The following is a 22,574-nucleotide window of genomic DNA, read 5'->3' on the forward strand; positions in this document are numbered from 1 at the left end:
TCATGATTACCACCACCCTGTCCATGGACGCGGTCTCCACCGTGCGCTCCAACGCCTACCGTAAAACCGCCTGGCGGCTCATGCCGTTTCTGATGCTGTGCTACCTGTGCGCTTATCTGGATCGCGTCAATGTCGGCTTTGCCAAGCTGCAAATGATGAACGATCTGGCGCTCAGCGAGGCCGTTTACGGCTTGGGTGCCGGCATGTTTTTTATTGGCTACTTCCTTTGCGAAGTGCCCAGCAACCTCATCCTTCACCGCGTCGGTGCGCGCCGCTGGATCGCACGCATCATGATCTCCTGGGGCATTATTTCCGCCATGTTCGCCTTCGTGGAGACCGCCTGGCAGTTCTACGGCCTGCGCTTTCTACTCGGCATTGCCGAGGCGGGGCTTGCACCGGGCTTGCTGCTTTACCTCACCTATTGGTTTCCGTCCTATCGTCGTGCACGCATGACGGTGCTGTGGTTTGTCGCCATTCCCTTATCGGGAATGATTGGCGGGCCGCTTTCCGGCTGGATCATGAATGCATTCGCCGGTTTTCACGGCTGGGCGGGATGGCAGTGGATGTTTGTGATTGAGGCGATACCCACGGTGCTCGTCGGCATCCTGGTGCTGTTCTACCTGAAGGACGGCGTCGATCAGGCGACGTGGCTCTCGCACGATGAAAAAGACCTGGTCAAAAAAGAGCTCGCTGAAGATGAAAGCCGCAAAGTCACCCATGCCTCGCCCGGCGCGTTCATTCGTGATCGTCGCCTCTGGCTGCTGGCCTGTATCTACTTTTGCGTGGTCATGGGCCAGTACGCCATTACGTTCTGGCTGCCGACACTGATCCGCAACGCCGGTGTCTCCGACCCGCTGCATATTGGCCTGATGACCAGCGTGCCGTACATGTGTGCCATCGTCGCCATGTTGCTGATGGGGCGCAGTGGGGATAAGCATCAGGAACGCCGTTGGCATCTGATTATCCCCATGATCGCGGGGGCTATCGGCCTCACGCTGGCGGCATTGATGGGGGGAAATCTGTTGCTTTCGGTGCTGAGTCTTTGCCTCGCGGCGGCGGGCGTACTTTCGGCTTCGTCTTTGTTCTGGATGCTGCCCACGACATTGCTGGGTGGTGTATCCGCCGCAGCCGGAATCGCAGGTATCAACAGTTTTGCCAACCTGGCGGGTTTCTGCTCGCCCTACCTGATCGGCTGGATCACCACCACAACAGGCTCCAGCGCCATCGGTATGTATCTGATTACCGGCGTACTGTGCATCGGCGCGTTGCTGGTGGTGCGTATTCCGGCAGCTTCGGTCAATCGCTGAGTCAATGGAGCATTTAACATGATTGCCAATCTTTCCTCGGGTGCGTCCACGCCACTCGCGCAGCGCGCCCACAACATTCGTCGTCACGCCCTGAAGATGGGCCAGGTCCAGGGCCAGGGTTATGTTGGCCAGGCGCTCGGTGCGGCTGACGTGTTGGCGGTGTCCTACTTCCATGCCATGCGCTATCGGCCCGAGGAGCCCGAGTGGGAGCAGCGTGACCGCTTCTACCTTTCAATTGGACACTACGCCATTGCGTTGTATGCGGCGCTGATTGAAGCCCGAATCATCCCCCTTGATGAGCTGGAAACCTACGGGTCGGATGACAGTCGCTTACCCATGTCGGGCATGGCGGCCTATACCCCCGGTATGGAAATCACCGGCGGTTCCCTTGGGCAAGGGCTGGGCATCGCCGTTGGTGCCTGTCTGGGGCTCAAGCGCAAACACTCGGCGTCTTTTGTGTACAACCTGCTTTCCGACGGTGAGCTGAACGAAGGCTCCACCTGGGAGGCGGTCATGTCGGCGTCTCACTGGAAGCTCGACAATCTGATTGCCATTGTCGACGTCAATAATCAGCAAGCAGACGGCCATTCAAGCGAAGTGCTGGCGTTCGAACCCATTGTGGATCGCTGGCAAGCGTTTGGCTGGTTCACCCAGCGAGTAGATGGCAACGATCTTGATGCGCTGGTCGCCGCGTTCGATGCCGCGCGCAATCATGCCGGAGCACAGCCCAGGGTGATTATCTGCGACACCAAAATGGGCAAAGGCGTGCCTTTTCTGGAAATACGGGAAAAAACTCATTTCATCCGCGTGGACGAACATGAATGGGATGTGGCGCTGAACAACCTCGAAGAGGGGAAAACGTATGAGTAACGTCAATAACAACGCTTCAGCGGCGGGCAGTCCGGCAAAGAAGAAACTCACAACCTCCGCCATGATTGCATCCATCGCCTCGGAAGGTCAGGCCACCCGGTCCGCGCCGTTTGGTCATGCGCTTGCGGCCCTGGCCGAGCAACGTCCGGAAATCGTCGGCCTGTCGGCGGATTTGTCTAAATACACTGACCTGCACATCTTTGCCAAAGCCCATCCAGATCGTTTTTATCAGATGGGCATGGCCGAACAATTGCTGATGAGTGCCGCCGCTGGCATGGCCCGCGAAGGCTTCGTGCCATTTGCCACCACCTACGCGGTGTTTGCTTCACGCCGCGCCTACGACTTTATCTGCATGGCGATTGCGGAAGAGAACCTCAATGTAAAAATTGTGTGTGGGTTGCCCGGTCTCACCACGGGCTATGGCCCCAGTCACCAGGCCACTGACGACCTGGCGATTTTTCGGGCCATGCCAAACCTGATGATTGTCGACCCCTGTGATGCCCTGGAAATCGAACAGGCCGTGCCTGCGATAGCCGCTCACCAAGGGCCGGTCTACATGCGTTTGCTGCGCGGCAATGTTCCGCTGGTGCTGGACGAATACGGTTATACATTCGAAATCGGTAAAGCCAAGACACTGCGCACCGGCAATGATGTGTTGATCATTTCCACCGGGCTGATGACCATGCGTGCGCTGGAAGCGGCCAAGGCGTTGCAGGCGGACGGCGTGGATGTAGCGGTGCTGCATGTGCCCACGATCAAGCCTCTGGATGTGGAGACGATTCTCGCAGAGGCCAGAAAGCCCGGTCGTCTGGTGGTGACCGCAGAAAACCATTCCGTTATCGGCGGTCTGGGCGAAGCCGTCGCTACGGTTTTGCTGCGCAATGGTGTGACGCCTACCTTCAGGCAAATCGCATTGCCGGATGCTTTCCTGGATGCGGGGGCGTTGCCTACCCTGCATGATCGCTATGGCATATCCACCCCGGCGGTGTGTGCGCAGATCAAAAACTGGCTGTGACCGATGTGATTGAAAGGCGTCCGGGCGGACGCCTTTCAATCAGGGACTTACCTGTTTGTCTTCGAGCCGACTGGTGATAAAGGCGATCCAGCGCTTCTACGCCGCCGACAGCGTTCCGAGCAATAGCGCACTTCATCCCAGCAGCGCGCCCATTTCTTGCGCCAGGTGAATGGCAGGCCGCAGACCGCACAGGTCTTGACCGCCAGCTCACTCTTTTTCAAAGCGACTCTCCGGCGTCCAGCCTGGCGAGCAGTGCCTCCCCGCGTTCCCACAGGGCTTGCTGTTTCGGCTCGGGCATGCGGTCGAGGTTTTTGTAAACCATGCCCATGCGTTGGTTACTGCGCAGTACGTTGCTATGGCGCATCACAAAATGCCAGTAGAGCGAATTGAAGGGGCATGCAGTGTCGGTTGTGCTTTCGCTGACTTTGTAGGCGCAGTCACGGCAATAATCCGACATGCGTTTTATGTACTGTCCGCTTGCGCAGTAGGGTTTGGAGCCTAGATAACCGCCATCGGCATGCATGACCATACCCAGTGTATTGGGCAGTTCGACCCAGTCGAAGGCATCCATGTAAATTGCCAGGTACCAGTCACAGATCTGGCTCGGTGCGATGCCCGCCAACAGCGCGAAGTTGCCGGTCACCATCAACCGCTGGATATGGTGGGCGTAAGCATGTTCCAGGCTTTGGCCGATCGCGTGGTTCATGCAGTTCATCTTCGTTTCGCCTGTCCAGTAGAACGCTGGAAGAGGCCGGGTGTTTCCGAACAGGTTGCCGCTGGCGTAGTCAGGCATCTTCAGCCAGTAAACGCCACGGACATATTCACGCCAGCCGATCAGTTGGCGAATGAAGCCTTCGGCAGCGTTCAGCGCGATTCTGCCCGACCAGTACGCCGACTCCACATCGCTGCACAACTGACGTACGTCCAGCAGGCCGATATTGAGTGCGGCGCTGATGCGGGCATGAAACAAAAAAGGCTCGTTGCTGGCCATGGCGTCCTGGTAATCGCCGAATGCTGCCAAACCATAATCCAGAAAATAATCCCAGAGCGCCTGAGCGTCAGTCTGGGTCACCGGGTAGTCAAACGTCTCGAGTGAGCCGTAATGGCTGGGGAAGCGTTCCTTGACCAGAGCAACCACTTCCAGGGTCATGGCGTCCGGTGAAAATCTTGCCGGGTAGGGCGCTGTAATCCCCTTGGGCAGCGCCTTGCGGTTTTCTGCATCGAAGTTCCAGGCACCGCCAACCGGGCTGCCATCGCCATTGATCAACAGCCCGTTCTTGCGGCGCATCTCGCGGTAGAAAAACTCCATTCGCAGCTGCTTTTTGCCTTCGGCCCAGGCCGCAAACTGGTCGCGGGTGCAGAGAAAACGCGTGTCGCCGTGCCACTGAATCGGCAGCCCGCAATCCTTGAGCGACTGCTCCAGACGCCAGTCGCCGCACTCCGTCAGGTGCAATTCCTGCGGGTGCAACAGGGACTGCCAGCGTCGCAGCTCGCCGGGCACGGAGCCCGTGTTCTGCGGCTCATCAAGGGGAACGTATTGCACACGAAAACCGCGCTGCCGTAGCGCGTGTGCAAAGTGGCGCATGGCGCTGAAGATCAGGGTGATCTTTTGCGGATGATGGGGCACATGGCTGGCTTCCTCCATCACCTCCACCAGCAGCACAACGTCACGCTCGGGATCCAGGCCGTCCAGTGAAGCCAGATCTAAGGACAACTGGTCACCCAGCACCAGGCACAGCCGACGGGTTTCCGTCATCGGATGCCACCCGGCCATGCATAAACGACTGATCTCATAGCAACGCCACTCCCGCTGAATAGACGCTAAAGCTATACAGATAATCTTATTTGTACAAGTTTAGTAAGGTTTATCCCATTTGGGTGAGGGAAGGCTTGCCAAAGATGACTTCAGGCCAGCCTGAGGGACAAGGGTGACTCGAGGTCGTTGCTTGATACTATGGGGCACTTGCCGGCGTAACGCGGCAAGGTTTCTTTCACCCCCTTACTGCAGAGATCCCCATGGCAAACCGCGACCTTACCTTCCTCGCTGATCCCGATCCTGAATCCATTTCCTCTGACGTGGCCGGCATTGGCGGCTTGCTGGTTTCGACGCAAATCCCTACCCGCGCTGATGGCAGCCTGGAGTTGGGCGGCATCCTCGAACAAAGCGAATGCACCCTGCAAGCCCTCAAGGTTGCACTGGAACGCGCCGGCAGTTCCATGGACAGGGTGTTGCATCTGACCATCTACCTCACGGATATGGCTGACCGGCCTGCCTTCAATGAAGTTTACCAGCGCTTCTTCACCCAGCCCTGGCCCGTTCGCGCCGCTGTGGGCGTGGCCGCTCTGGCGGTAGAAGGCATGCGCGTGGAAGTGACTGCGATGGCTGCCAAGGCCTGATAGACCCGTCGGGCAGTGAGTCTGCCAGGCTCGGGTAGTGGGGCATTCCCGTCGGGAATGGGTCTATAAAAAACATGCATTTTATTTGTAGGTCTGGATCTCGTAGCGTGTCGTCTTCTACCCATGGAGACCACGCCGTGAACAATTCCCGACTGCGCCTGTACGTTGACTCCCAGTTCACCAGCCCTTATGCCATGTCGGCCTTTGTGGTGCTTCAGGAAAAGGGGATCGAGTTTGACCTGGAACCTCTGGACCTCGACAGGCTCGAAAACCGCGCCGCCGACTACGCCAGCCTCTCGCTGACCCAACGGGTGCCCACACTTGTGCACGGCGATTTCGCCTTGTCGGAGTCGTCGGCAATCACTGAGTACCTGGAAGACGTTTTTCCGCAGACGCCGGTTTACCCGCAAGATCCGTTACAGCGGGCGAAGGCAAGGCAGGTTCAGGCGTGGCTGCGCAGCGATTTGCTGCCTGTTCGGCAAGAGCGGTCGACATTGGTGGTGTTTTACGGGCTCAAATCAGCGCCCTTGTCCACCGATGCGCAGGCGGCAGCGGGCAAGCTATTCGCCGCCGCACAAGCGCTGCTCGCTGACAGCTCCGAGAATCTATTTGGCCAATGGTCAATTGCCGACGTCGATCTGGCCTTGATGCTCAACCGGCTGGTCCTCAACGGCGACTCAGTGCCCCCTGCGCTGGCGGATTATGCGCAGCGCCAATGGCAGCGACCCAGCGTACAAGCGTGGGTCCGCTTGCAACGTCCTCCGATGTAGCCGCCACCTGAATCACCTTGGGTCTGGATGGCCAAGGTCCTGGTCCGGTTGAGTAAAGCAACCGGGCCGACTCTTGATGCGTTTCACGTCGACTGCACTCAAGCGTATGCCGCATCAGCGCCGTGACAGCCGCCGAAGAGCCACCGCGATCAGGCCGCCCCGGCCACTGTTTTACACAGATAGGACGCCGAACCGGGGCACAGATGTTTGAACTGCTCCGTTTGGGCAATCAACGTCGGCTCGGTGCCTCGCGGTTGTAACTGATAACCCTGCTGTTCAAAAAAACGGCTGGCACTTGTCGTCAGCAGATGCAGGCGAGTGGCACCTCGTTCGGCCGCCAGATGCTCAATGAGGGTGAGCAGTGAGGAACCGATCCCCTTCGAACGAAAGGACGGCTCGACCACGACTGACCGCAGCAGGCCATCGGTGCCGTGTAGCTCGAATCCTCCCCAGCCGACGGTCGCGCCGTCTTCCTCAAACTCAAAGAACGTGCGGCCCGGCAGCTCGATATCATCGGCGGGCAAGTTCGCGGCCAGCAAGGCGCTGCGCAGACAAGAAAGTCGCTCACCCGTCGTTTCAATAGCTTGAATCGTCATCTCAGTCTCCATGGGGGCCTGCCGATGCGCCGTAATCTATCAAAAGCAGCTTGATGTCGCTCATGCCCTCACGATCCAGGCAACCTGACTCAGGGCTTGGGCAGATAACCGGGCAGCGCTTCCATGCGTCCGATCCAGCGCGCAATGTGGCGGTACGGCTTGAGATCCACATCGCCCTCCGGGGCCAGGGCGACGTAAGGGTAAACGGCGCAATCGGCAAGGGTGGGCCGCCCGATCGCGAGCCAGTCATTGTGCTCCAGATGGCTGTCGAGCAAGGCAAGCACCACGGCCGAGCGGGCGAGGGCTTGATGCCTGTCCAGTTCAACCGCAAATTTCTTGATCAGCCGCGCCGCACAAAGGCTGTGCTGAACCTCATTGGCGGCGAAGGAGAGCCATTGCATGATGTCGGCTTGACCTTGCGGGTGGGCCGGCCACCATGCCAGCCCACCATAGGCACCGGCCAGGTAAACCAGTATCGCTTGGGAGTCCCGGACGACGTAGGGTCCGTCCTCCAGAACAGGTAGCTGACCCAAAGGGTTGAGGTCCGAAAGCGGCGGCTGTTTGTGCGCCCCGTTGGCGAGGTCTACCGAAACCAGTTCAAGATCAATCCTGGCCAGAGAGGCAAAAAGCCGCACTTTGTAGCAGTTTCCCGAAACGTCCAGATCGTACAGTTTCATTTCGCATCTCCATCGACGAGCTGATTGAATTCAAGGACATTGCCATCGGGGTCGCGTATAAAAAGCGCGACTCTCCTGGGGCCAATGGGGTGCGGCCCCTGGGTAATGACAATTCCCTGTTCCTCCAGCCAGAGCTGAAACGCCTGAAGGTCATCAATGACAAACGCTGGATGGGTCATGCCGGGGAGTTTCACCGGGGCATCCAACAGGACGTTGTGGGCATTGGGGACGCGAGCGCCATTGAAGATCAGGTTGATACGCACGCCGTCCGCGCTCAGCATCTCGTTAGCTTCGTGCAGCGGGAAATGCGCGCTCTGCACGAAGCCCAGCGTCTGGTAAAAAGACAACGCTCGGGGCTGGTCGCTGACACGAATGCCAATGTGATCGTATGAGAGAATCCGGGCGGGGTTGGGGCGTTGGCTCATGGGGGTGAAACTCCGGTTGACTTCAGTGGCTGAAGTGTCCCGCGCCCTGGACGTTTCACCTATGCCGCGTACCTGACAACAGTTATGCACTAAACGCACAAATACAAAAGGTGGCAATGGACAGGCTCAAGGCAATGGCCAACTTCGTTCGGATCGTTGACAGCGGTAGCTTGAGTTCGGCGGCGGAGGCGACAGGACAGTCCGTAGCGTCGCTCGTGCGTTCGCTGGCAGCGCTTGAGCGCTATCTGGGCGTTCGATTATTGAACCGCACGACCCGGCGAATGGCCCTGACCGGTGAGGGTGAGGAGTACCTGATCTGGAGCCGCCGCATGCTCGCGGACGTCGACGATATGGAACAGCGCCTCAATGCCCGGGACGGTGTCCCTCGGGGCCTGCTTCGTTTGACGGCACCGGTTGAATTCGGGCAACGCTATCTGGTGCCGATGGTTAACGCATTTCTTAAAGAACATCGGGAAATGGGGGTTGAACTCAGCCTGAACGATCAGGTTCTCCCGTTGCTGGATCAACGTCTGGACCTTGCGCTGCGCGTGGGGCACCTCCCTGACTCGGCCATGGTGGCCCGCAGGATTGGCGCAACCCGCCTCGTTACCTGCGCAAGCCCCGACTACCTGCGTGACGCCCCTGCCATCGACAGCCCGGGCGCGCTGCGGGAGCACGCGTGCATCACGCTGGCCTCACAGGGTCGCCACTGGTATTACCGACACAAAGAGAAGGAGCTGACTGAAGAAATCACCCCGAGGCTGGTGTGCAATCAGATTCGAACGGCCAGTCTGGCGTGCGTGCAGGGCGTGGGTATTACCCGATTGATGCATTATCAAGTGGCGGATGAGCTGGCTGACGGTCGCCTGATCAGGATTCTCCGGGAGTTCGAGCCCATGGAACTGCCGATTCATCTGGTCTACCCGCACTCGTTGCAGCTCTCCCCGAGGGTGAAAGTGTTCGTCGACTGGGCGTGCCCGTTGCTGGAAAAGCTCACGCCGGATCACCGTGGTTGAGCAGGGCGTCTGCTGGTTGTCGGCAATTGCGCCGCACATTCATGCAGCGGTCGAGTTCACTCTTGCGTCGCTCGCGGTTTCACGGAACAGGCGAGGCGACATGCCGAACGCCGATTTGAAATGCCTGCTGAAGTGGGCGCTGCTGCCGTAACCCCAGGCATAGGCGATCTCCGTGAGTGAACGATGAGCATGTTCCCGGTTGCGCAAGTCTTCGGCACAGCGCGACAGGCGCCGTTGCCAGATGTATTCGGTGATGCTGCACCCCAGTTCATCCTGAAACGCTCGATGCAAGCTGCGCACCGAGCACTGTTCGGCGTTGGCGATGCGCTCGATGGACAGGTCGCGGTCGGCCAGATGGTGCTCGATGTACGCCTTGAGGCGGTTTTGCTTGAAGAAGCGAAAGTCGTGTTCGAGCTGCTTTTCTTCCTGTTTGTTCTTCAGAATATTGTCCAGCAGCCCCACGATACTGTCGCCGATCAACCCGGCCGAGTGGTGATTGAGCAACGGGTATTGGCTATAAGCGTCACTGACCAGATGCATCAGCATGCGGCCCAACCCGTGACGCCCGTTAAGGTGAACATCTGTCGCCGGGGTCGACAGTGCGGTTTTGCCCTGAAAAAGCAGGATGAAATGTTCACAGCCGTGTGTACTGGTCACATTGAAGGGCTGGCCGCTGTCGACCAGCAGCAGCTCGTCAGGCGCGAGTGCGCAAGTCTGCTGGCCTTGCTCGAAATGACTGACGCCCGCTATTTGCAGTATCAACATGCGCGGGGTGTCGAGGGAGTCCACTGCTTTGCTCAGGTGACGTGAGTAGCGATGGGCACTGGCGGTCATTCGACAAAACCGCAACTGCCCCAAATCCCCATATTCCAGTCGCCCCTGAAAGTTGCTGTTATGCAGCGGGTCGATGAGCGTGGATTCCAGGCGTTTGACGTAGTCCGGCGTGCGACCCAGATGCTCACTCATGAACTCTTTCCACTTCATCAGCCGGTCGGAGCGAACAACCTGATCGGTGGACACACAGGCTAAATTGTTCATCGACTACCTCTATTTTTCTTGTTTTTCTGGTTTGGGCAAAAAGGTCAAAACGTGCGCGATCCCGGTCGAGTCAGCCCGGTTGCTTTGGGTTATTGGCGAGCGAAACCATGAGCTGCGAGAGGGTCTTCGCGAGGACAAGGATCTGCTTGCCTTGCTCCTCTTCATGGGCACTGTCCCGCTGTTGAACGGGTCGCAGGCAACTGATACTGCCGACGACTTTGCCTTCCCCGTCGAATAGCGGGGCGGCCAGGCCGTAGACGCCTGGGTCGATCTCGCCGGCGCTGGCCACATAGGCTTGCCGACGCAATTGCTGCAGCGAACGGCGAAACTGCTCCCAGGTCTGGCCAAGATGGCTGGCGCGCACCTCATCGGGGTTGTCCAGGAAGAGTTGGTTGTGCTGGCGCGGGCTCATATTGGCCAGGATGGCCTTGGAGGTTGCCCCCCGAAACAAGGGCCTCGGTGAGCCACGGGAATAGCTGACCTCGCTGAACAGGTTGCCGTATTGATGGATGCACACCACCCGGTCCTTGAACAATCGGCAGATCAGCCAGACTTGCTGCTCGCTCCATTGCGGGAAGCTCGGCTCCAGCAATTGTGCCGCGCGCACCAACGGGTCGCTCAGCCGCAACTGGCGGTCCCAGGTGATGATCCGCGCACCCAGCGCGTAACGGCCGGCCTCAACCTGGAACAACAAGTTCGCTTCGGCCAGTTCCCGCACGTAGCGGTAGATTGTCGAACGGGTGAAACCCAATGCGGCGCCCATGTCGTCCACCGTCCAGATCGGGCTCTCTCCCGTGAACAGATCAAGCACCCGCAGCATGCGCTCCAGGCTTGAGCCTCGGGTGTCGCTATCCTGTTCTGGCAGGTGCTTTGATTCTTGTAAGGTGTTCATGGGCTACTGCTCGTTAATAATGCTGTTGCGCAGGTTGCCGATTCGGGACATTTGGATTTTCACGTCATCAGGCACGATGGCCGTGGCCTGAACCGCAGCGATTGGGGTTCAATCTATTCCGGTGAAATAATCCTGTAAAGCAGAAATATCAAAAAATCCTATGATGTGGGAATTGCGCAGATTTGTGTGGGCCGGATAGCGTTGCTCCGACCCTCTGGAACAGGCAATACGAGGCAGATACCTGTGGGACGACCTGTTTTGCCGGCGCCCCGGTCGAGCCTTTGGAATCACCGGCTTTCGGTCATTCCTGGCAACGCTTCATTTTTCCCCTTGTACCCAGCAACCATGAAGGGACATACGCATCCGGAACGGCACTTTGATTCGCGCGATGGGGCCGCCGGCCATATCACGGGAGTCCAGCACGACCAACTCGCTGCGACGTTCGGCAATGAAATTGAGCAGGGAAACCACATAGCCATCAGCCTCCGGCGCCTCAGGGGTGCGGGGAATGAAGATGGGCTCCTGGAAGCATCCGCTGTCGCCGGGAAACCAGGCGTCGGTGGTGCCTGTTTGCAGGTTTATATGGGCAAGCAAATTGAAGAACTGAAACGGCATCGGCCCATTTGCAGGGTTGTAGGGACGCTCCGGATCGAACGCGAGTAAAAAGCCGTGCTGATAGGGCCGGCCAATGTAGCGGTCGTCACAGCGGGGAAACTCGCAGGGGTAGTCAGTCAACGGTTGCGGTTGTAGTTCGTCCTGTGGGCTGGACAGGTCGAAGGTCCAGCGCATCAGGCTGGCCGCGAGTGTTTCCGGTGGCGGGACGAAACCGTCGGCCTGGGGGAAGAAGTAGAAAATGTTGCCACCGGTGACCGGCATGTCGACATAGATCTTGTCGCCTTCATCGAAGGCATTAAGCGTATGGCCCTGGAATCCGTCCTTGGGGCCTTTGAACCAGCGAACATCCTGCGCACTTCCATTGCGTGGCACAACGGCGAACAGTTGAGGCAGGTCCGGCTGCCATTGGAAATGCTGGCCTCCGTTTTTCATGCGTTCAACATCCACCGTCAACGGAATCAGCGGGAACACGACATAGTGTTCGGTGACCGCGAAGTCGTGAACCATGGCCGCATAGGGGGCCTGGAACCAGATTTCATGCAGCAGTTTCCCGTCCGGTGAGAGTTCAAAATAGGCCAGGTCCGGTGTGCCATCACCTTTGGCTTCATAGCTGAATGCCAGAAGGTTCCCTGTGACCGGGTCGAGTTTGGGATGGGCCGTGAACGTCGCGGATTTGATCTGCCCGCCAAAATCCCATTCGCCAAGGGTCTCCAGGGTTTTCAGGTCCATTGCCCAAGGCATGGCATCTTCTTTGAGCGCGAGCAGGACGCCGTTGTGTGGCGTGACTGTCGTGTTTGCGGTGGTGTTGTTTTTTGCCGCGAGCGGATCATTGGTGTAGACGTTTCGATAGACGCCATTGAGTGAGCGACCTTCCCGACGCTGCGCCATCAAGCGGTCGGTTTTCACATAGCGCCGCCGCAGGGAAACCTTGCCGTCGGCAAAGTAAAAAGCGCTGACCATTCCGTCGCCGTTGAAGAAAATATCGGAGCCCAGCATGGGTGGGTATTGCGGGTCCGGTGCGACCTGATAAAACGCCCCGCGGATCGAGTCGGGAAGGGTGCCTTCAATCTCCAGGTCGAACACCTCTGCCTCTACCCGGCTTGGCGTATAAAGAGCGCCAGAAAATTCCGGAGTTTCAGGGAACTGGGTTGTCATCGGGATAACCTCTGCAGATGGACACACGGATACATTGAAAAGAAGAGACCCATCAAACTGATTGAGGTGACAGGACTGTATGGGCAGGGCTCACGTCGCGCCGAAAGCGCGCAACGAGCAGGCACGAAATAACCAGAGCCGCCACGTAGGCTGAAGCAGCCAGCCATCCAACCGCACGGAAGTGTCCCTCGCCGACGACCAGTGCGGCACCGAACGGGCCAAGCCCCTGGCCGACGAAAATAGCGGCGTTACCCAGCCCGGCCAGGCGCCCGGACGGGTCAAGCTCGGCCGCCATCGACAGCAGATAAGGCAGGCTGAAGAACCACACCACGTGAATCAGGCACGCCGTGACGACAAACGCGACCGGGCTATTGCCATAGACCATGATCAGGGTCGCAACCAGCGCGGTGCCGAAGCTCAACAGTTGTGGAAACAGCAAGCCAAGGCGTCTGCCGATGAGCCCGGCCAGCGCTGCGCCCAAGGCACCGGCAAGGATGCTGCCGCCCAGAATCCCGCCGATCTGCTCAGGCTCAAGACCAATGCTTTTGCCGATGCGCTCTTGATAGACCCACAATGCGGAATGACCGAAAAACAGCAGCGCAAACAGCATCATCAACAGGGTTGAAGTGAGGCCAAAGGGGCGAATCGGACCGTTTGCGGAGCGCAGTGGTTCAGGGTAGCGCTTGGGCACTCTCCAGCACCCGGCCAGCGCGAGGGCGCTGGCCAACGCCATGAGGTAAAACGCCCCGGTCACGCCGAAGGATTTCAGAATCAGCGGCATGGAGCTCACCAGCAGCATGCCCCAGAGCAGGTTGCCGATATTGATGACTGCGAACGTTGAGTCCTTGGACCTGCGCAGAGCGGCCGTAGCGTATACAACGGCCATGACAGCGCCGCCGCTTGCGCCGCAAATCATGCGGCAGATCATCAACTGCGTCTGAGTGTGCAGTTGAGCGCTGACCAGATTGCCGAGCACCAGGATCAGCAGGGCAATCAGGGCAAAGCGGCGGCGGTCAACGCTGGTCATCAACAAGGCGCATACGCCGCAGGCCACGGCCATGGCGATGAGTTCCGCCGCAAAAATAGCGCCGATGGCATTGAGGGGCAGGCCCAACTGGTCAATAAAAGCACCGCCCAGAATAGGCTGGATTTGCAGCGTCCCCAACGAGATGACCATCATCAGGCAGATGGCGGCCAGTGTTTTTTTGCTATCAATAGAGTCGAGCGCGTTCATGGAGCATCACCTCGGATAAAGGGCCCGCTCCTTATGCATGAGCGGGCGCACACGTCATTCAGAACTTATGGGCGTAACGGACCTGCACGGCGTAATCCGTTTGTGATCGGTTTTCGACGCCAGTCTCTTTGTAGGTATTCAGCCAAAAGCCCTGGCCCTCGCTGATCTTCCAGAAAAGGCCCGGGCCGATGCCAAGCACCTTTTCCCGAGAGTCCTTGAGTCGACTGCCATTGACTGCGTCATCCGAGACCTGCCTGAAGTAATACCCGTTGATACCCATCGACACGTTGGGGAACACTTCATACGAGGTGGTGAAGTTCGACCACACAGACTGTCCCGCCTGGGTGTCGCGCACGGCCTGCCCGTTAAACTGTTGCGCCGAGCTGCTGGCGGGGTCGTCGTTCTTGAAGTTATACAAATACTGCAACCGCCAACTGACCTCCCAGCGGGGGGCGGGCATCCAGGTTGCGGCCCAGTAGGGGTTCAAGGAGGAGAAGTTGGAGCCTGGGTTCAAGTCCTTGTGCTTGTCGTATTTGCCGGTGGGCAGGATGACGTCGAAAGCCACGCGCTGAACAAACACCGGTCGGCCTTGAGCATTGACGATGGGGTCGAACTGGATCTGCGGTCCCACCGTGATATCACCCAGGCCGGTGCCGTTGTCCTGAAGCTTTGCACCGTTGTCACCAAAGTCTCCGTCAAGAGACACGATAGGCACCAACAGACTCCAGCCCAGGTGCGCACCGCCCCCGATGGTGTCAGGGGAGTAATAGCTCAGTTGATTAATCAGCGTGATGACATTGATTTTCGGGTTATCAAAAGAGCTGCTGTCTTTGCCGCCGTTGTCACGGATGCTGCGCGCAGTGCTGAACTTCAGATACGTCAGATGCGACAAACCGGGCGGTCCCGCGAAACCGTCGAAGAAACTGGTCCCGCCCAGATTGATACCGCTGGGCTGACTCACAGAAGGTGGTGGAGGACCGTCCGCAGCATTTACGGCAAGGGTTACAACGCATAGGGCCAGGCACGCTGGCAGGGATTTCGTCAGGCTCATCGGAGTCGCTCTATTCTTGGAATTGTGAGCGGGGTAGCTTCCCCTCGCGATTGGACTGTACTTCCCGGGTGTTCGAGATGCTTGAGTACAACGGCCAGAGTTGACTGAGCGTGCCATGACGGGGCGCAACGACACCCGCGATCAAAGCGGGGCCGGTCATCGCGCCAAAGGGATATCCGGCAACTGTCAGGCAGGCGGGGTTGACCGGCGGGCGGTTTTTCGCGGGTTAAAGATCAAGTACCAACGGGTGAGTGCCGGTTTGATCTTCTGCCGGTACGGCGCAGCAGATCAGGACAACGTCGTCCTCGGGCATTTGCGCCGGAGGATTTGAGTAGTGAACGGAGCCACTGATCAGGCGCGTTCTGCAGGTTCCGCAGGAGCCGCCGCGACAGCTGAAGTCGGGATTCAGTCCTCGGCTTTCCGCAAGCTCCAGCAGACTGCCGCTTTGGGGTGTCCAGCGCGCTTCCTTGGCGGAGGCTGAAAAATACACGGGCGCCGAAGTGCGTGCAGGTGGTGGCTGAACCCGCATTGGCGGCCGGGTGGCTTCACGACGACGTAGCATCGAGGGGCCAAAGGTCTCGGCGTGGATGCGCGAGTCCGGTATGTTCACGGTCTGTAAGCCGTCGTACATGTCCTGCGTGAAGCTTGCCGGCCCACAGAGATAAAAGTCGTAGTCGTCCAGGGGCAGGCTGGCCTTGATGTGGCTGAAACCGAGACGCCCTGAAATATCAAAGTCCGCGCCGGGTATCAGGTCCGCTTCAGGGTTGCTCAAGGCTCGCAGAGTCCGCAGAAGGCCGCCGGCGCGCTGGGCCAATGCCTTTAGCTCGCGCTGAAATGGCAGGTCCCGCAAGGTCCTGGCACTCTGAAACAGGTACACAGGCTGATGCCGCTGTTGCTGCTCGATCTGCCAGACCAGCTCCCGGACCATGGACAGTAACGGGGTAATGCCCACACCCGCGCCGATCAAAACCACGGCCCGTTCGGTTTCACTCTCCAGCGTAAAACTACCCAGGGGAGGGCGGACGTCCAGCGTGTCACCGACCCGCAGGCGCTCATGGAGGTAGCGCGAGGCCGCGCCCTGCGCTTTGACGCTGATGCGGATCGGGCCATCGGACGGTGCGCTGGAAACGCTGTAGGTCCTGACCAGCACCTCACCGTCATTTGTATGGAGGCGAACGGGAATGTGTTGCCCGGGCATGTACTTCACCGCTGCGCCGGCCGGGGGCTGGAGGTAGAACGAGCGAATGTCTGTGCTTTCCTGTTCTACCCGAACCACTTGCCATTGATGCCATTGCCGACGCTGTTCGCTTTGCAGCAGTCGCTGGTCCGCTTCGGCCCAGGTGCCTGTCATCTCGCTGGTGGGTGAAAACTCCTCAAACCGCCAGCGTATCGACAACGCCGCCGGACGAAGCACCACATGGGTCACATCCAGCGTCCACAGGCGCTCGGCCCCTTCGAACGCCGCGATCATCGGGCTTTCCAGGATCAGTTCTGTATGCCCATGAACCTGCAGCAGGTCACCCGTGGCGAAGTCGACGAACAATAGCCCGGCACGGGGAGTCAGCCTGAGATTTCCCAGCGTGTTGAAGTGCAGGTTGCCCGCGTAGTCGGGAATGGTCAGCAGGTTGCCTTGCACCTTGATAAAACCGGGCCGTCCACCCCGGTGGGATACGTCCACGGAGCGTTTTTGGTCTTCGAGCTCGACGTAGCTTGCAACGAAGAAGGTGTCCGCACGGCGAATAATGTCGGCGGTACGGTCGTCCAGCGCCGGAAAATCCAGACGCTTGGGTTTGTCTGTATTTATTCGCGGCAATTGCGTATAGGTGCGTTTCTGGATGTACTGAGGACAATTGCCGAAGGCATGTTCTACGGCGATCTCCAGGCGATGGGGGAGTGCCTCGGTGATCAGACCGTTGACGCGATTTCGGCGGCGCGTATGCAGCTCGATACCCAGCAGGCCAATAGCCTGGCCTGCTTGAAGCCCTGAAGCGGCGGGGTCCTTGTGATCAGGTGTGACGGCCAGCGTCAGGCGCTGCGGATCCGCGGAGGTCACAAATCCTTGGGGGCCTTCGAGCAGCGTTGCCCAAGGCCTGTTCTCCGAGTCCACCGCACCCGCAATCATGAAGGGCAACTGATGGTAAAACTCCCGGTGCTGGTCGGGCATGTAAGGCCGTATGACCTTCTGGCCGAATATTTCCATCCGGTCCGCGACGCCGACCCTCTGTTGCAGCAGTTTTTCACCCGCGTGCCAGGGTGAATGGCGGTGCTTGGGCAGGTGTTCCATGATCGGGCACTCCTCGAATGGGCCGCCGCTCGCTCAGTTCTTTTGCAGGCCTGCGGCGGTGCGTTGCATGGGGACAAAACCGGGCAGCGCTTCAACCCTGGCCAGCCAGGCGCGTACGTTCGGGTAGTCCTCCAGCGATACGTTGCCTTCAGGGGCATGGGCGATATACGCATAGTTGGCAACATCGGCGAGGGTGGCTGTGGTGCCTGCCAGGAAGGGCGACCGGGTCAGCTCGCTGTCCATCATTTTGAGCAGGGCGTGGGCCCGGGTGATCACCTCGTCGGCATCAAATGCAGCGCCAAATACAGTGACGATCCGGGCGGACAGCAGATCCCTGGGGCTGGCAGGTCTGCCGACTCGATCAAGAAAACTCGGCGCAGCACAGATCACCGGACGGATCTCTCCCACCTTGAGGGCGTGGAAGCCTCCTTCGGGCAATTGGCCGATACGCAGTGCAACGTCCACACCTTCATCCAGCATGTTGACCATACGGTCCACGAGAAGGGCATTGACTGCCACTTCAGCGTGAGCGCAGAGGTAATCCTTGATCAGCGGTATCAGAAATAATTCGCCAAACATCACAGGCGCTGTGACGGTCAGGTTGCCCCGTGCCCGGATGCTGCTTCCAGAGGCGAGCTCTTCGGCTTCCTGCAGCTCCAGAAGGATACGTTTGCAGTCTTCCACGTAGCGCCTGCCGGCCTCCGTTAGACGCAGGCTGCGGGTGTTGCGCGCCAGCAGCAGGATACCGAGGCGGTTCTCCAGGGCCGCGATAGCGCGAGTTGCACTGGGGGGCGACAGTCCCATCAGTCTGGCGCCCCCGGCCAGGCTCTCGGCCTCGATAACTGCCAGCAGGATTTTCATTTCCTGGAACCTGTCCACAGTCGCCCCCGGTTTCCGGCGTTAAATGGGTAACGTGCTGATGTGTGATTGCGCTCATCGCCGGGCATGTGCAGGCCAGCCGCGATGGTTTCCAAGGGTAGCCGCATTGATTAAAGCAATAAGTGGCTTATACCGCGTCACTGTTTATGAACCGGACGTCCAGGGAATGCCTGCCGATCGCCATTCTTGCGCCTGAGTCAGCCGTGATATCGTGGCGCATTCGCTAGATTCGCCTGGAACCCACATGAAATTTATCCACCAGCGTGAGCACCTTAACGAAGGTGACCTCGTTGTCATCGAGTGCTCCAATACCTGCAATATTCGCCTGATGAGCGATGCCAACTTTCGTAGTTTCAAGAACGGTGGGCGTCACACCTACCACGGCGGAGCTTTTGATAAATTCCCGGTCAAGATTGTCGTGCCCAGCAGTGGGTTCTGGAACATCACCCTTGACACCGTGACCCGCAAGGCCATCAGCGTGACCCGCAAGCCGACCCTCAGGCATTCGATCAAGATCGTGCGACGATCCGGCTCAACGCTCAGTTGATCAGCACCGGTATGACCCTTTGTTTCAGCCGCGACAGAGAATATTGCCCGGACTTGAAGCATTTGGACTACGCTAAGCTTCGTTCTGGGGCGTTTGCAGCGATGCTGGCGACGTGAAACCCCTGCAAATGGGAGTTTGGAAGTTGGCACGCTTATTCCATGGAACGTTTAAGCGCAAGCTCGGGCATGACCGGTAAGCCTTGTCTACATTCAGCGCATCAGCGCCAGGTGATGAAGCCTGATCCACCGGTCAACCGGTGGATCAGGCTTTTTTATTGGAGTCTAAACAATGCGACGTACGATTGAGGTGGGGTTTCTCTTCTCCACCGATGGAACCTACAAACGTATGGGTCAACACGGACTGGCAGGTGCTACACACGCACTGGCCGAGATCAATCGGAATCACCGCTACGACTTTCAGCTCAAGGCGACGCATTTCAACCCCCAGGGCTATTTGCAGCGCTACAACGAAGGTGCAGTGGCGATGATGGAAAGCGGTATCCGTCATCTGTTTGGCACCACCACGTCCGCAAGCCGCAAGGAGATCATTCCGGATCTGGAGCAAAACGCCAGTTTGCTGTGGTATGCCTGCCCGTACGAAGGTTTTGAAAGCAGCGAAAACGTGCTGTATCTGGGCGGTTGTCCGAATCAAACGCTGATCCCGCTGTTGCGTTACGCGCTTGGAACCTTCGGCAAGCGTGCCATGCTCGTGGGCTCCAATTATATTTGGGGCTGGGAAAGCAACCGCATTGCCCGGGAAGTACTGCAGGCGGCCCATGGCGATGTTATCGGTGAAAAGTACATTCATCTGGGGTCCACGAACTTCACGGACCTGATTCAATTTCTCCTCACCGAACAGCCGGCCTTCATCCTCAATAATCTGGTGGGTGAATCCAGCTATGCCTTTTTGCAGCAGCTGGACGCCGCCTGTGTGAAGGAGGAACTGACGCTGCCGGTGCTCAGTTGTAACCTCACCGAAGCCGAGCTGGCCGAAGTCGGGGAGATGCAGAATCTGCGGTTGTTGTCGTGCGGGCCGTTTTTCGAGAGCGTCGACAGCGCCTTCACCCAGCGACAGCTGCGTGAGCACGGCCAGCAGCCGTGCTCGCATTACTACACCGGCACCTACGTTGCGATACACCTTTTCGCCGAGGCATTGCATCACGTGGGCAGCGCCGCGCCAGCGGATATCTGCCAGTACCTGTATGCCCATGCTCAGGACAGTGTGCTGGGGCGTCTGAAGATTTCCGGGCGCAATAATCACAGCAGCCTGCCGTGCCACATCGCCGAGTACCGCGAAGGCCGGTTCGTGGTTCTGCACAGCGAGCCCCACGCGTTGTCTGCCGATCCTTACCTGACCTCCACGGATTTGCGTGAATTTCATCGCTTACGGGCGCTGGCGGCGTTGCCCCACCTGAGGATCGTCAAATGAGCCCGCTCAAACGGCCTGACTTCGAACGGGGGCGCCTGCTGTTGGTGGACTGTGATCCGCGCACCCTGGCCCATCTGGAAAAGAGCCTGCACCGGCTGGGAATTACCTCGCTGGCCCTGTCGGCGGACGCCAACGATTCGCTGGACGGCGTGTTTGCCGCCATCGTGGAACTCGAGCATTTCGCCAGTCCACGGCTGCTGGAGGGTTTGAATCTTGCGGGCGTGCCCGTCGTTGCCCTTACGCCCCACGAAACCCTGTCCCAGATCCAGCGTGCCATCGAGCTGGGGGCGACGGCGCTGCTGAATAAACCCATCACGCAAGGGTCAGTCTTCACCACGCTCATGATGGCGATCGGTTTGCATGAGCGCCTGGACGCCAATGCACAAAGCACCATGCGCCTCCAGCAGCGGCTGGACGCACGGCCGCAACTGGCTCAGGCGCTGGCACGCCTGATGGTCGAGCATCACATCAGCGAACGAGACGCCTACGAGCGCCTGCGTGATCTGTCGATGCAGTTAAACCGCAGCATCGACGACCTGTGCGCCGATCTGGCAGCAGACCTGGTACGGCAAGGCAGACGGCGAACATGAGTGTGATGCGGTCGCTGCTTCGACGCCCGGCAGTGGCGTTGTCATTGTTTTACATTGCGTTGGTTGTGCTTTTGGCGGTCTTCGCTCCATGGATGAGCCCTTACGACCCGTCGGAGCAATTCGTCGAAGGCTTGTCCATGGAGGGGGCTCCGCTGGCCCCGGACACGCCGTACTGGCTGGGCACCGATCTGTTGGGGCGCGACCTGTTCTCGCGCTTGATCTATGGCGCTCGCACATCGCTGTTCATCGGTCTGGTGGCCAATGGCATGGCGGTATTGATCGGCACCCTGGTTGGCCTGACGGCGGGATTCCTGCGCGGCTGGATCGGCAGCGCCCTGATGCGTTTCACCGACCTGATGATGGCGTTTCCGGCCTTGCTGCTGGCCATTGCGCTTTCGGCGATTTTCCAGCCCAGTGTGTGGATCGTTGCGCTGGTGATCGCCATGGTCAACTGGGTACAAATCGCCAGGGTTATCTATTCGGAGACCATCGCTCTGGGTGCCCGGGACTTCGTGGCCGTCGAGCGCACGCTGGGCGCCAGTTCGCTGCGCATTCTTTTCTCACACCTGTTGCCCCATTTACTGCCGACCATTCTGGTCTGGGCGACGCTGGGGATTTCCACCACGGTGTTGCTGGAAGCCACGCTTTCCTATCTCGGGGTCGGCGTTCAACCGCCAACGCCCAGCTGGGGCAACATTATTTTCGAAAGCCAGACCTACTTCACCTCAGCGCCGTGGCTGGTGTTCTTTCCCGGCATCGCCATCGTGCTGTTGTCCCTGGCGTTCAATCTGGTGGGCGACGCCTTGCGCGATGAACTCGATCCCACCTTGCAAGGAAGAAGCTGAATGCTGGCCTTTATCAGTCGTCGCATCGGTTATTCCCTGTTGATTCTGCTGGGTGTGACCTTCATCACCTACCTGTTGCTGTTCATGCTGCCTGCCGATCCGGCACGGCAGATTGCCGGCCGCAGCGCCACGCCGGAAGTGGTAGCAGGCATACGCGCCCAGCTTGGCCTGGACCTGCCGTTCTATCACCAATACGCCAACTATCTGGGCAATTTGCTGCAGGGCGATCTGGGCCGCTCTTACATCCAGCGCACCTCGGTCACCGAGCTGATCGGCTCGCGTTTGCGGCCCTCGCTGGAACTGATGGCGGCGGGCATCGGCTTTGAACTGCTGATCGGCATTTCCCTTGGGGTGATCGCCGCCCTGCGTCGCGACAGCTTCGCCGACAAGTTGCTCATGGCGTTGTCGTTTGTCGGCGTTTCGGCTCCGCAATTCATTGCCGCCATGCTGTTCATGTACTTCTTCGCGGTGCAACTGGGCTGGTTCCCTCTGGGTGGCTACGGCGGCGTGGAGCACCTGATGTTACCGGCGCTGACCCTGGGGATTCTCGGCAGCGGCTGGTACTCGCGAATGGTGCGCTCCTCGATGATCGAGGTGCTGCACCAGGACTTTATCCGCACCGCTCGGGCCAAGGGTTTGAGCCGGGTCCGCGTGGTGCTGCGGCATGTCTTGCCCAACGCGATCATTCCGGTGATCCCGATGATCGGCATCGACATCGGCATCTTCATGGGCGGGCTGGTGGTGGTCGAGTCGGTGTTCGGCTGGCCGGGCATCGGGCAACTGGCCTGGCAGGCAATTCAGCAAGTGGACATTCCGGTGATCGTGGGCGTGACCACTGTTTCGGCGGTGGCCATCGTGCTCGGCAATCTGGTGGCCGACCTGATCATTCCATGGGTCGACCCGCGTATCGATGTGAACAAACACTAAACCATAAGGAAGGGGT

General features: G+C 59.0%; 23 protein-coding genes. 11 read left to right on the forward strand and 12 right to left on the reverse strand.

What is annotated here, in order from left to right; translation table 11 throughout:
• Positions 1–2 precede the first annotated feature (2 nt).
• From ACP7B0_RS01070 to ACP7B0_RS01080, 3 genes are read left to right on the forward strand one after another with little or no spacing between them, the layout of a single operon-like run.
• Positions 3–1,307 (forward strand): MFS transporter, encoded by a 1,305-nt coding sequence (locus ACP7B0_RS01070; protein ID WP_426139053.1) that lies wholly within the window; start codon positions 3–5, stop codon positions 1,305–1,307.
• 18 nt (positions 1,308–1,325) lie between these two features.
• On the forward strand, positions 1,326–2,177 hold the full coding sequence (locus tag ACP7B0_RS01075) for a transketolase (protein ID WP_426139054.1): 852 nt from the start codon (positions 1,326–1,328) through the stop codon (positions 2,175–2,177).
• Positions 2,170–3,192, forward strand: coding sequence for a transketolase family protein (locus tag ACP7B0_RS01080; protein ID WP_426139055.1), 1,023 nt, complete (start codon positions 2,170–2,172; stop codon positions 3,190–3,192). The genes ACP7B0_RS01075 and ACP7B0_RS01080 overlap by 8 nt, the downstream gene beginning before the upstream one ends.
• A 47-nt stretch (positions 3,193–3,239) precedes the next feature.
• Here ACP7B0_RS01080 and ACP7B0_RS01085 read toward each other — a convergent pair whose 3' ends face one another.
• Both ACP7B0_RS01085 and ACP7B0_RS01090 read right to left on the reverse strand, forming a co-directional pair.
• Entirely contained in the window at positions 3,240–3,413 is a 174-nt protein-coding gene (locus tag ACP7B0_RS01085) for a DUF2256 domain-containing protein (RefSeq protein WP_426139056.1), read from the reverse strand.
• Positions 3,410–4,948 (reverse strand): cryptochrome/photolyase family protein, encoded by a 1,539-nt coding sequence (locus ACP7B0_RS01090; RefSeq protein ID WP_426139058.1) that lies wholly within the window; start codon positions 4,946–4,948, stop codon positions 3,410–3,412. The genes ACP7B0_RS01085 and ACP7B0_RS01090 overlap by 4 nt, the downstream gene beginning before the upstream one ends.
• Positions 4,949–5,208: 260 nt before the next feature.
• Here ACP7B0_RS01090 and ACP7B0_RS01095 point away from each other — a divergent pair, with 260 nt between their 5' ends.
• Positions 5,209–5,589, forward strand: coding sequence for a RidA family protein (locus tag ACP7B0_RS01095; RefSeq protein WP_426139059.1), 381 nt, complete (start codon positions 5,209–5,211; stop codon positions 5,587–5,589).
• 137 nt (positions 5,590–5,726) lie between these two features.
• Entirely contained in the window at positions 5,727–6,359 is a 633-nt protein-coding gene (gene yfcF, locus ACP7B0_RS01100; RefSeq protein ID WP_426139060.1) for a glutathione transferase, read from the forward strand.
• A 149-nt stretch (positions 6,360–6,508) separates the two neighbouring features.
• On the opposite strand, the gene arsN2 is transcribed toward yfcF, so the two are convergent.
• The 3 genes from arsN2 to ACP7B0_RS01115 form a co-directional block, all read right to left on the reverse strand.
• Positions 6,509–6,967 carry an arsenic resistance N-acetyltransferase ArsN2 gene (arsN2, locus tag ACP7B0_RS01105; RefSeq protein WP_426139061.1) on the reverse strand — a complete coding sequence of 153 codons (459 nt, stop codon included), beginning with the start codon at positions 6,965–6,967 and terminating at the stop codon, positions 6,509–6,511.
• A 77-nt stretch (positions 6,968–7,044) separates the two neighbouring features.
• Positions 7,045–7,632: a glutathione S-transferase family protein gene (locus ACP7B0_RS01110; RefSeq protein WP_426139062.1), complete on the reverse strand. Its 588-nt coding sequence runs from the start codon at positions 7,630–7,632 to the stop codon at positions 7,045–7,047.
• Positions 7,629–8,057, reverse strand: a complete 429-nt coding sequence (locus tag ACP7B0_RS01115; RefSeq protein ID WP_426139063.1) for a VOC family protein — start codon at positions 8,055–8,057, stop codon at positions 7,629–7,631. The genes ACP7B0_RS01110 and ACP7B0_RS01115 overlap by 4 nt, the downstream gene beginning before the upstream one ends.
• A 116-nt stretch (positions 8,058–8,173) precedes the next feature.
• On the opposite strand from ACP7B0_RS01115, the gene ACP7B0_RS01120 reads away from it, so the two are divergent.
• Entirely contained in the window at positions 8,174–9,073 is a 900-nt protein-coding gene (locus ACP7B0_RS01120; protein WP_426139064.1) for a LysR family transcriptional regulator, read from the forward strand.
• A gap of 39 nt (positions 9,074–9,112) precedes the next feature.
• On the opposite strand, the gene ACP7B0_RS01125 is transcribed toward ACP7B0_RS01120, so the two are convergent.
• From ACP7B0_RS01125 to ACP7B0_RS01155, 7 genes are all read right to left on the reverse strand, one after another.
• Positions 9,113–10,111: a helix-turn-helix domain-containing protein gene (locus ACP7B0_RS01125; RefSeq protein WP_426139065.1), complete on the reverse strand. Its 999-nt coding sequence runs from the start codon at positions 10,109–10,111 to the stop codon at positions 9,113–9,115.
• Between the two features lie 70 nt (positions 10,112–10,181).
• Complete coding sequence (locus tag ACP7B0_RS01130; RefSeq protein ID WP_426139066.1) at positions 10,182–11,003, reverse strand: IclR family transcriptional regulator; 822 nt, start codon at positions 11,001–11,003, stop codon at positions 10,182–10,184.
• 318 nt (positions 11,004–11,321) lie between these two features.
• On the reverse strand, positions 11,322–12,773 hold the full coding sequence (locus ACP7B0_RS01135) for a carotenoid oxygenase family protein (protein ID WP_426139068.1): 1,452 nt from the start codon (positions 12,771–12,773) through the stop codon (positions 11,322–11,324).
• 52 nt (positions 12,774–12,825) lie between these two features.
• Entirely contained in the window at positions 12,826–14,007 is a 1,182-nt protein-coding gene (locus ACP7B0_RS01140; RefSeq protein ID WP_426139070.1) for an MFS transporter, read from the reverse strand.
• A gap of 58 nt (positions 14,008–14,065) precedes the next feature.
• Positions 14,066–15,058 carry a SphA family protein gene (locus tag ACP7B0_RS01145; protein WP_426139071.1) on the reverse strand — a complete coding sequence of 331 codons (993 nt, stop codon included), beginning with the start codon at positions 15,056–15,058 and terminating at the stop codon, positions 14,066–14,068.
• Between the two features lie 226 nt (positions 15,059–15,284).
• Positions 15,285–17,342: a pyridoxamine 5'-phosphate oxidase family protein gene (locus tag ACP7B0_RS01150; protein ID WP_426139072.1), complete on the reverse strand. Its 2,058-nt coding sequence runs from the start codon at positions 17,340–17,342 to the stop codon at positions 15,285–15,287.
• 33 nt (positions 17,343–17,375) lie between these two features.
• Positions 17,376–18,203 carry a LysR family transcriptional regulator gene (locus ACP7B0_RS01155; RefSeq protein ID WP_426139073.1) on the reverse strand — a complete coding sequence of 276 codons (828 nt, stop codon included), beginning with the start codon at positions 18,201–18,203 and terminating at the stop codon, positions 17,376–17,378.
• 262 nt (positions 18,204–18,465) lie between these two features.
• On the opposite strand from ACP7B0_RS01155, the gene ACP7B0_RS01160 reads away from it, so the two are divergent.
• The 5 genes from ACP7B0_RS01160 to ACP7B0_RS01180 all read left to right on the forward strand — a co-directional run bounded on the left by ACP7B0_RS01160 (position 18,466) and on the right by ACP7B0_RS01180 (position 22,558).
• Complete coding sequence (locus ACP7B0_RS01160) at positions 18,466–18,768, forward strand: DUF1883 domain-containing protein (protein WP_426139075.1); 303 nt, start codon at positions 18,466–18,468, stop codon at positions 18,766–18,768.
• 288 nt (positions 18,769–19,056) lie between these two features.
• Positions 19,057–20,196, forward strand: coding sequence for a transporter substrate-binding protein (locus ACP7B0_RS01165; protein ID WP_426139076.1), 1,140 nt, complete (start codon positions 19,057–19,059; stop codon positions 20,194–20,196).
• A complete protein-coding gene (locus ACP7B0_RS01170; RefSeq protein ID WP_426139078.1) occupies positions 20,193–20,786 on the forward strand; it encodes an ANTAR domain-containing response regulator in 594 nt (197 codons plus the stop codon). Before ACP7B0_RS01165 ends, ACP7B0_RS01170 begins: the two co-directional genes overlap by 4 nt.
• The gene (locus ACP7B0_RS01175) at positions 20,783–21,631 is read left to right on the forward strand and encodes an ABC transporter permease (RefSeq protein ID WP_426139079.1); all 849 of its coding nucleotides are present in this window, start codon (positions 20,783–20,785) and stop codon (positions 21,629–21,631) included. Before ACP7B0_RS01170 ends, ACP7B0_RS01175 begins: the two co-directional genes overlap by 4 nt.
• A complete protein-coding gene (locus ACP7B0_RS01180; protein WP_426139081.1) occupies positions 21,632–22,558 on the forward strand; it encodes an ABC transporter permease in 927 nt (308 codons plus the stop codon).
• Positions 22,559–22,574 lie beyond the last annotated feature (16 nt).

The sequence above is a fragment of the Pseudomonas sp. DWP3-1-2 genome, assembly GCF_049896285.1.
Classification (GTDB): Bacteria; Pseudomonadota; Gammaproteobacteria; order Pseudomonadales; family Pseudomonadaceae; genus Aquipseudomonas.

Bases quoted from the DNA above. Each gene is read 5' to 3' on its own strand.
- ACP7B0_RS01070 (WP_426139053.1), top strand. From the start codon at position 3: ATGATTACCACCACCCTGTCCATGGACGCGGTCTCCACCGTGCGCTCC.
- ACP7B0_RS01075 (WP_426139054.1), top strand. From the start codon at position 1,326: ATGATTGCCAATCTTTCCTCGGGTGCGTCCACGCCACTCGCGCAGCGC.
- ACP7B0_RS01080 (WP_426139055.1), top strand. From the start codon at position 2,170: ATGAGTAACGTCAATAACAACGCTTCAGCGGCGGGCAGTCCGGCAAAG.
- ACP7B0_RS01090 (WP_426139058.1), bottom strand. From the start codon at position 4,948: ATGACGGAAACCCGTCGGCTGTGCCTGGTGCTGGGTGACCAGTTGTCC.
- ACP7B0_RS01095 (WP_426139059.1), top strand. From the start codon at position 5,209: ATGGCAAACCGCGACCTTACCTTCCTCGCTGATCCCGATCCTGAATCC.
- arsN2 (WP_426139061.1), bottom strand. From the start codon at position 6,967: ATGGAGACTGAGATGACGATTCAAGCTATTGAAACGACGGGTGAGCGA.
- ACP7B0_RS01110 (WP_426139062.1), bottom strand. From the start codon at position 7,632: ATGAAACTGTACGATCTGGACGTTTCGGGAAACTGCTACAAAGTGCGG.
- ACP7B0_RS01115 (WP_426139063.1), bottom strand. From the start codon at position 8,057: ATGAGCCAACGCCCCAACCCCGCCCGGATTCTCTCATACGATCACATT.
- ACP7B0_RS01120 (WP_426139064.1), top strand. From the start codon at position 8,174: ATGGACAGGCTCAAGGCAATGGCCAACTTCGTTCGGATCGTTGACAGC.
- ACP7B0_RS01125 (WP_426139065.1), bottom strand. From the start codon at position 10,111: ATGAACAATTTAGCCTGTGTGTCCACCGATCAGGTTGTTCGCTCCGAC.
- ACP7B0_RS01130 (WP_426139066.1), bottom strand. From the start codon at position 11,003: ATGAACACCTTACAAGAATCAAAGCACCTGCCAGAACAGGATAGCGAC.
- ACP7B0_RS01135 (WP_426139068.1), bottom strand. From the start codon at position 12,773: ATGACAACCCAGTTCCCTGAAACTCCGGAATTTTCTGGCGCTCTTTAT.
- ACP7B0_RS01140 (WP_426139070.1), bottom strand. From the start codon at position 14,007: ATGAACGCGCTCGACTCTATTGATAGCAAAAAAACACTGGCCGCCATC.
- ACP7B0_RS01145 (WP_426139071.1), bottom strand. From the start codon at position 15,058: ATGAGCCTGACGAAATCCCTGCCAGCGTGCCTGGCCCTATGCGTTGTA.
- ACP7B0_RS01150 (WP_426139072.1), bottom strand. From the start codon at position 17,342: ATGGAACACCTGCCCAAGCACCGCCATTCACCCTGGCACGCGGGTGAA.
- ACP7B0_RS01155 (WP_426139073.1), bottom strand. From the start codon at position 18,203: ATGAAAATCCTGCTGGCAGTTATCGAGGCCGAGAGCCTGGCCGGGGGC.
- ACP7B0_RS01160 (WP_426139075.1), top strand. From the start codon at position 18,466: ATGAAATTTATCCACCAGCGTGAGCACCTTAACGAAGGTGACCTCGTT.
- ACP7B0_RS01165 (WP_426139076.1), top strand. From the start codon at position 19,057: ATGCGACGTACGATTGAGGTGGGGTTTCTCTTCTCCACCGATGGAACC.
- ACP7B0_RS01170 (WP_426139078.1), top strand. From the start codon at position 20,193: ATGAGCCCGCTCAAACGGCCTGACTTCGAACGGGGGCGCCTGCTGTTG.
- ACP7B0_RS01175 (WP_426139079.1), top strand. From the start codon at position 20,783: ATGAGTGTGATGCGGTCGCTGCTTCGACGCCCGGCAGTGGCGTTGTCA.
- ACP7B0_RS01180 (WP_426139081.1), top strand. From the start codon at position 21,632: ATGCTGGCCTTTATCAGTCGTCGCATCGGTTATTCCCTGTTGATTCTG.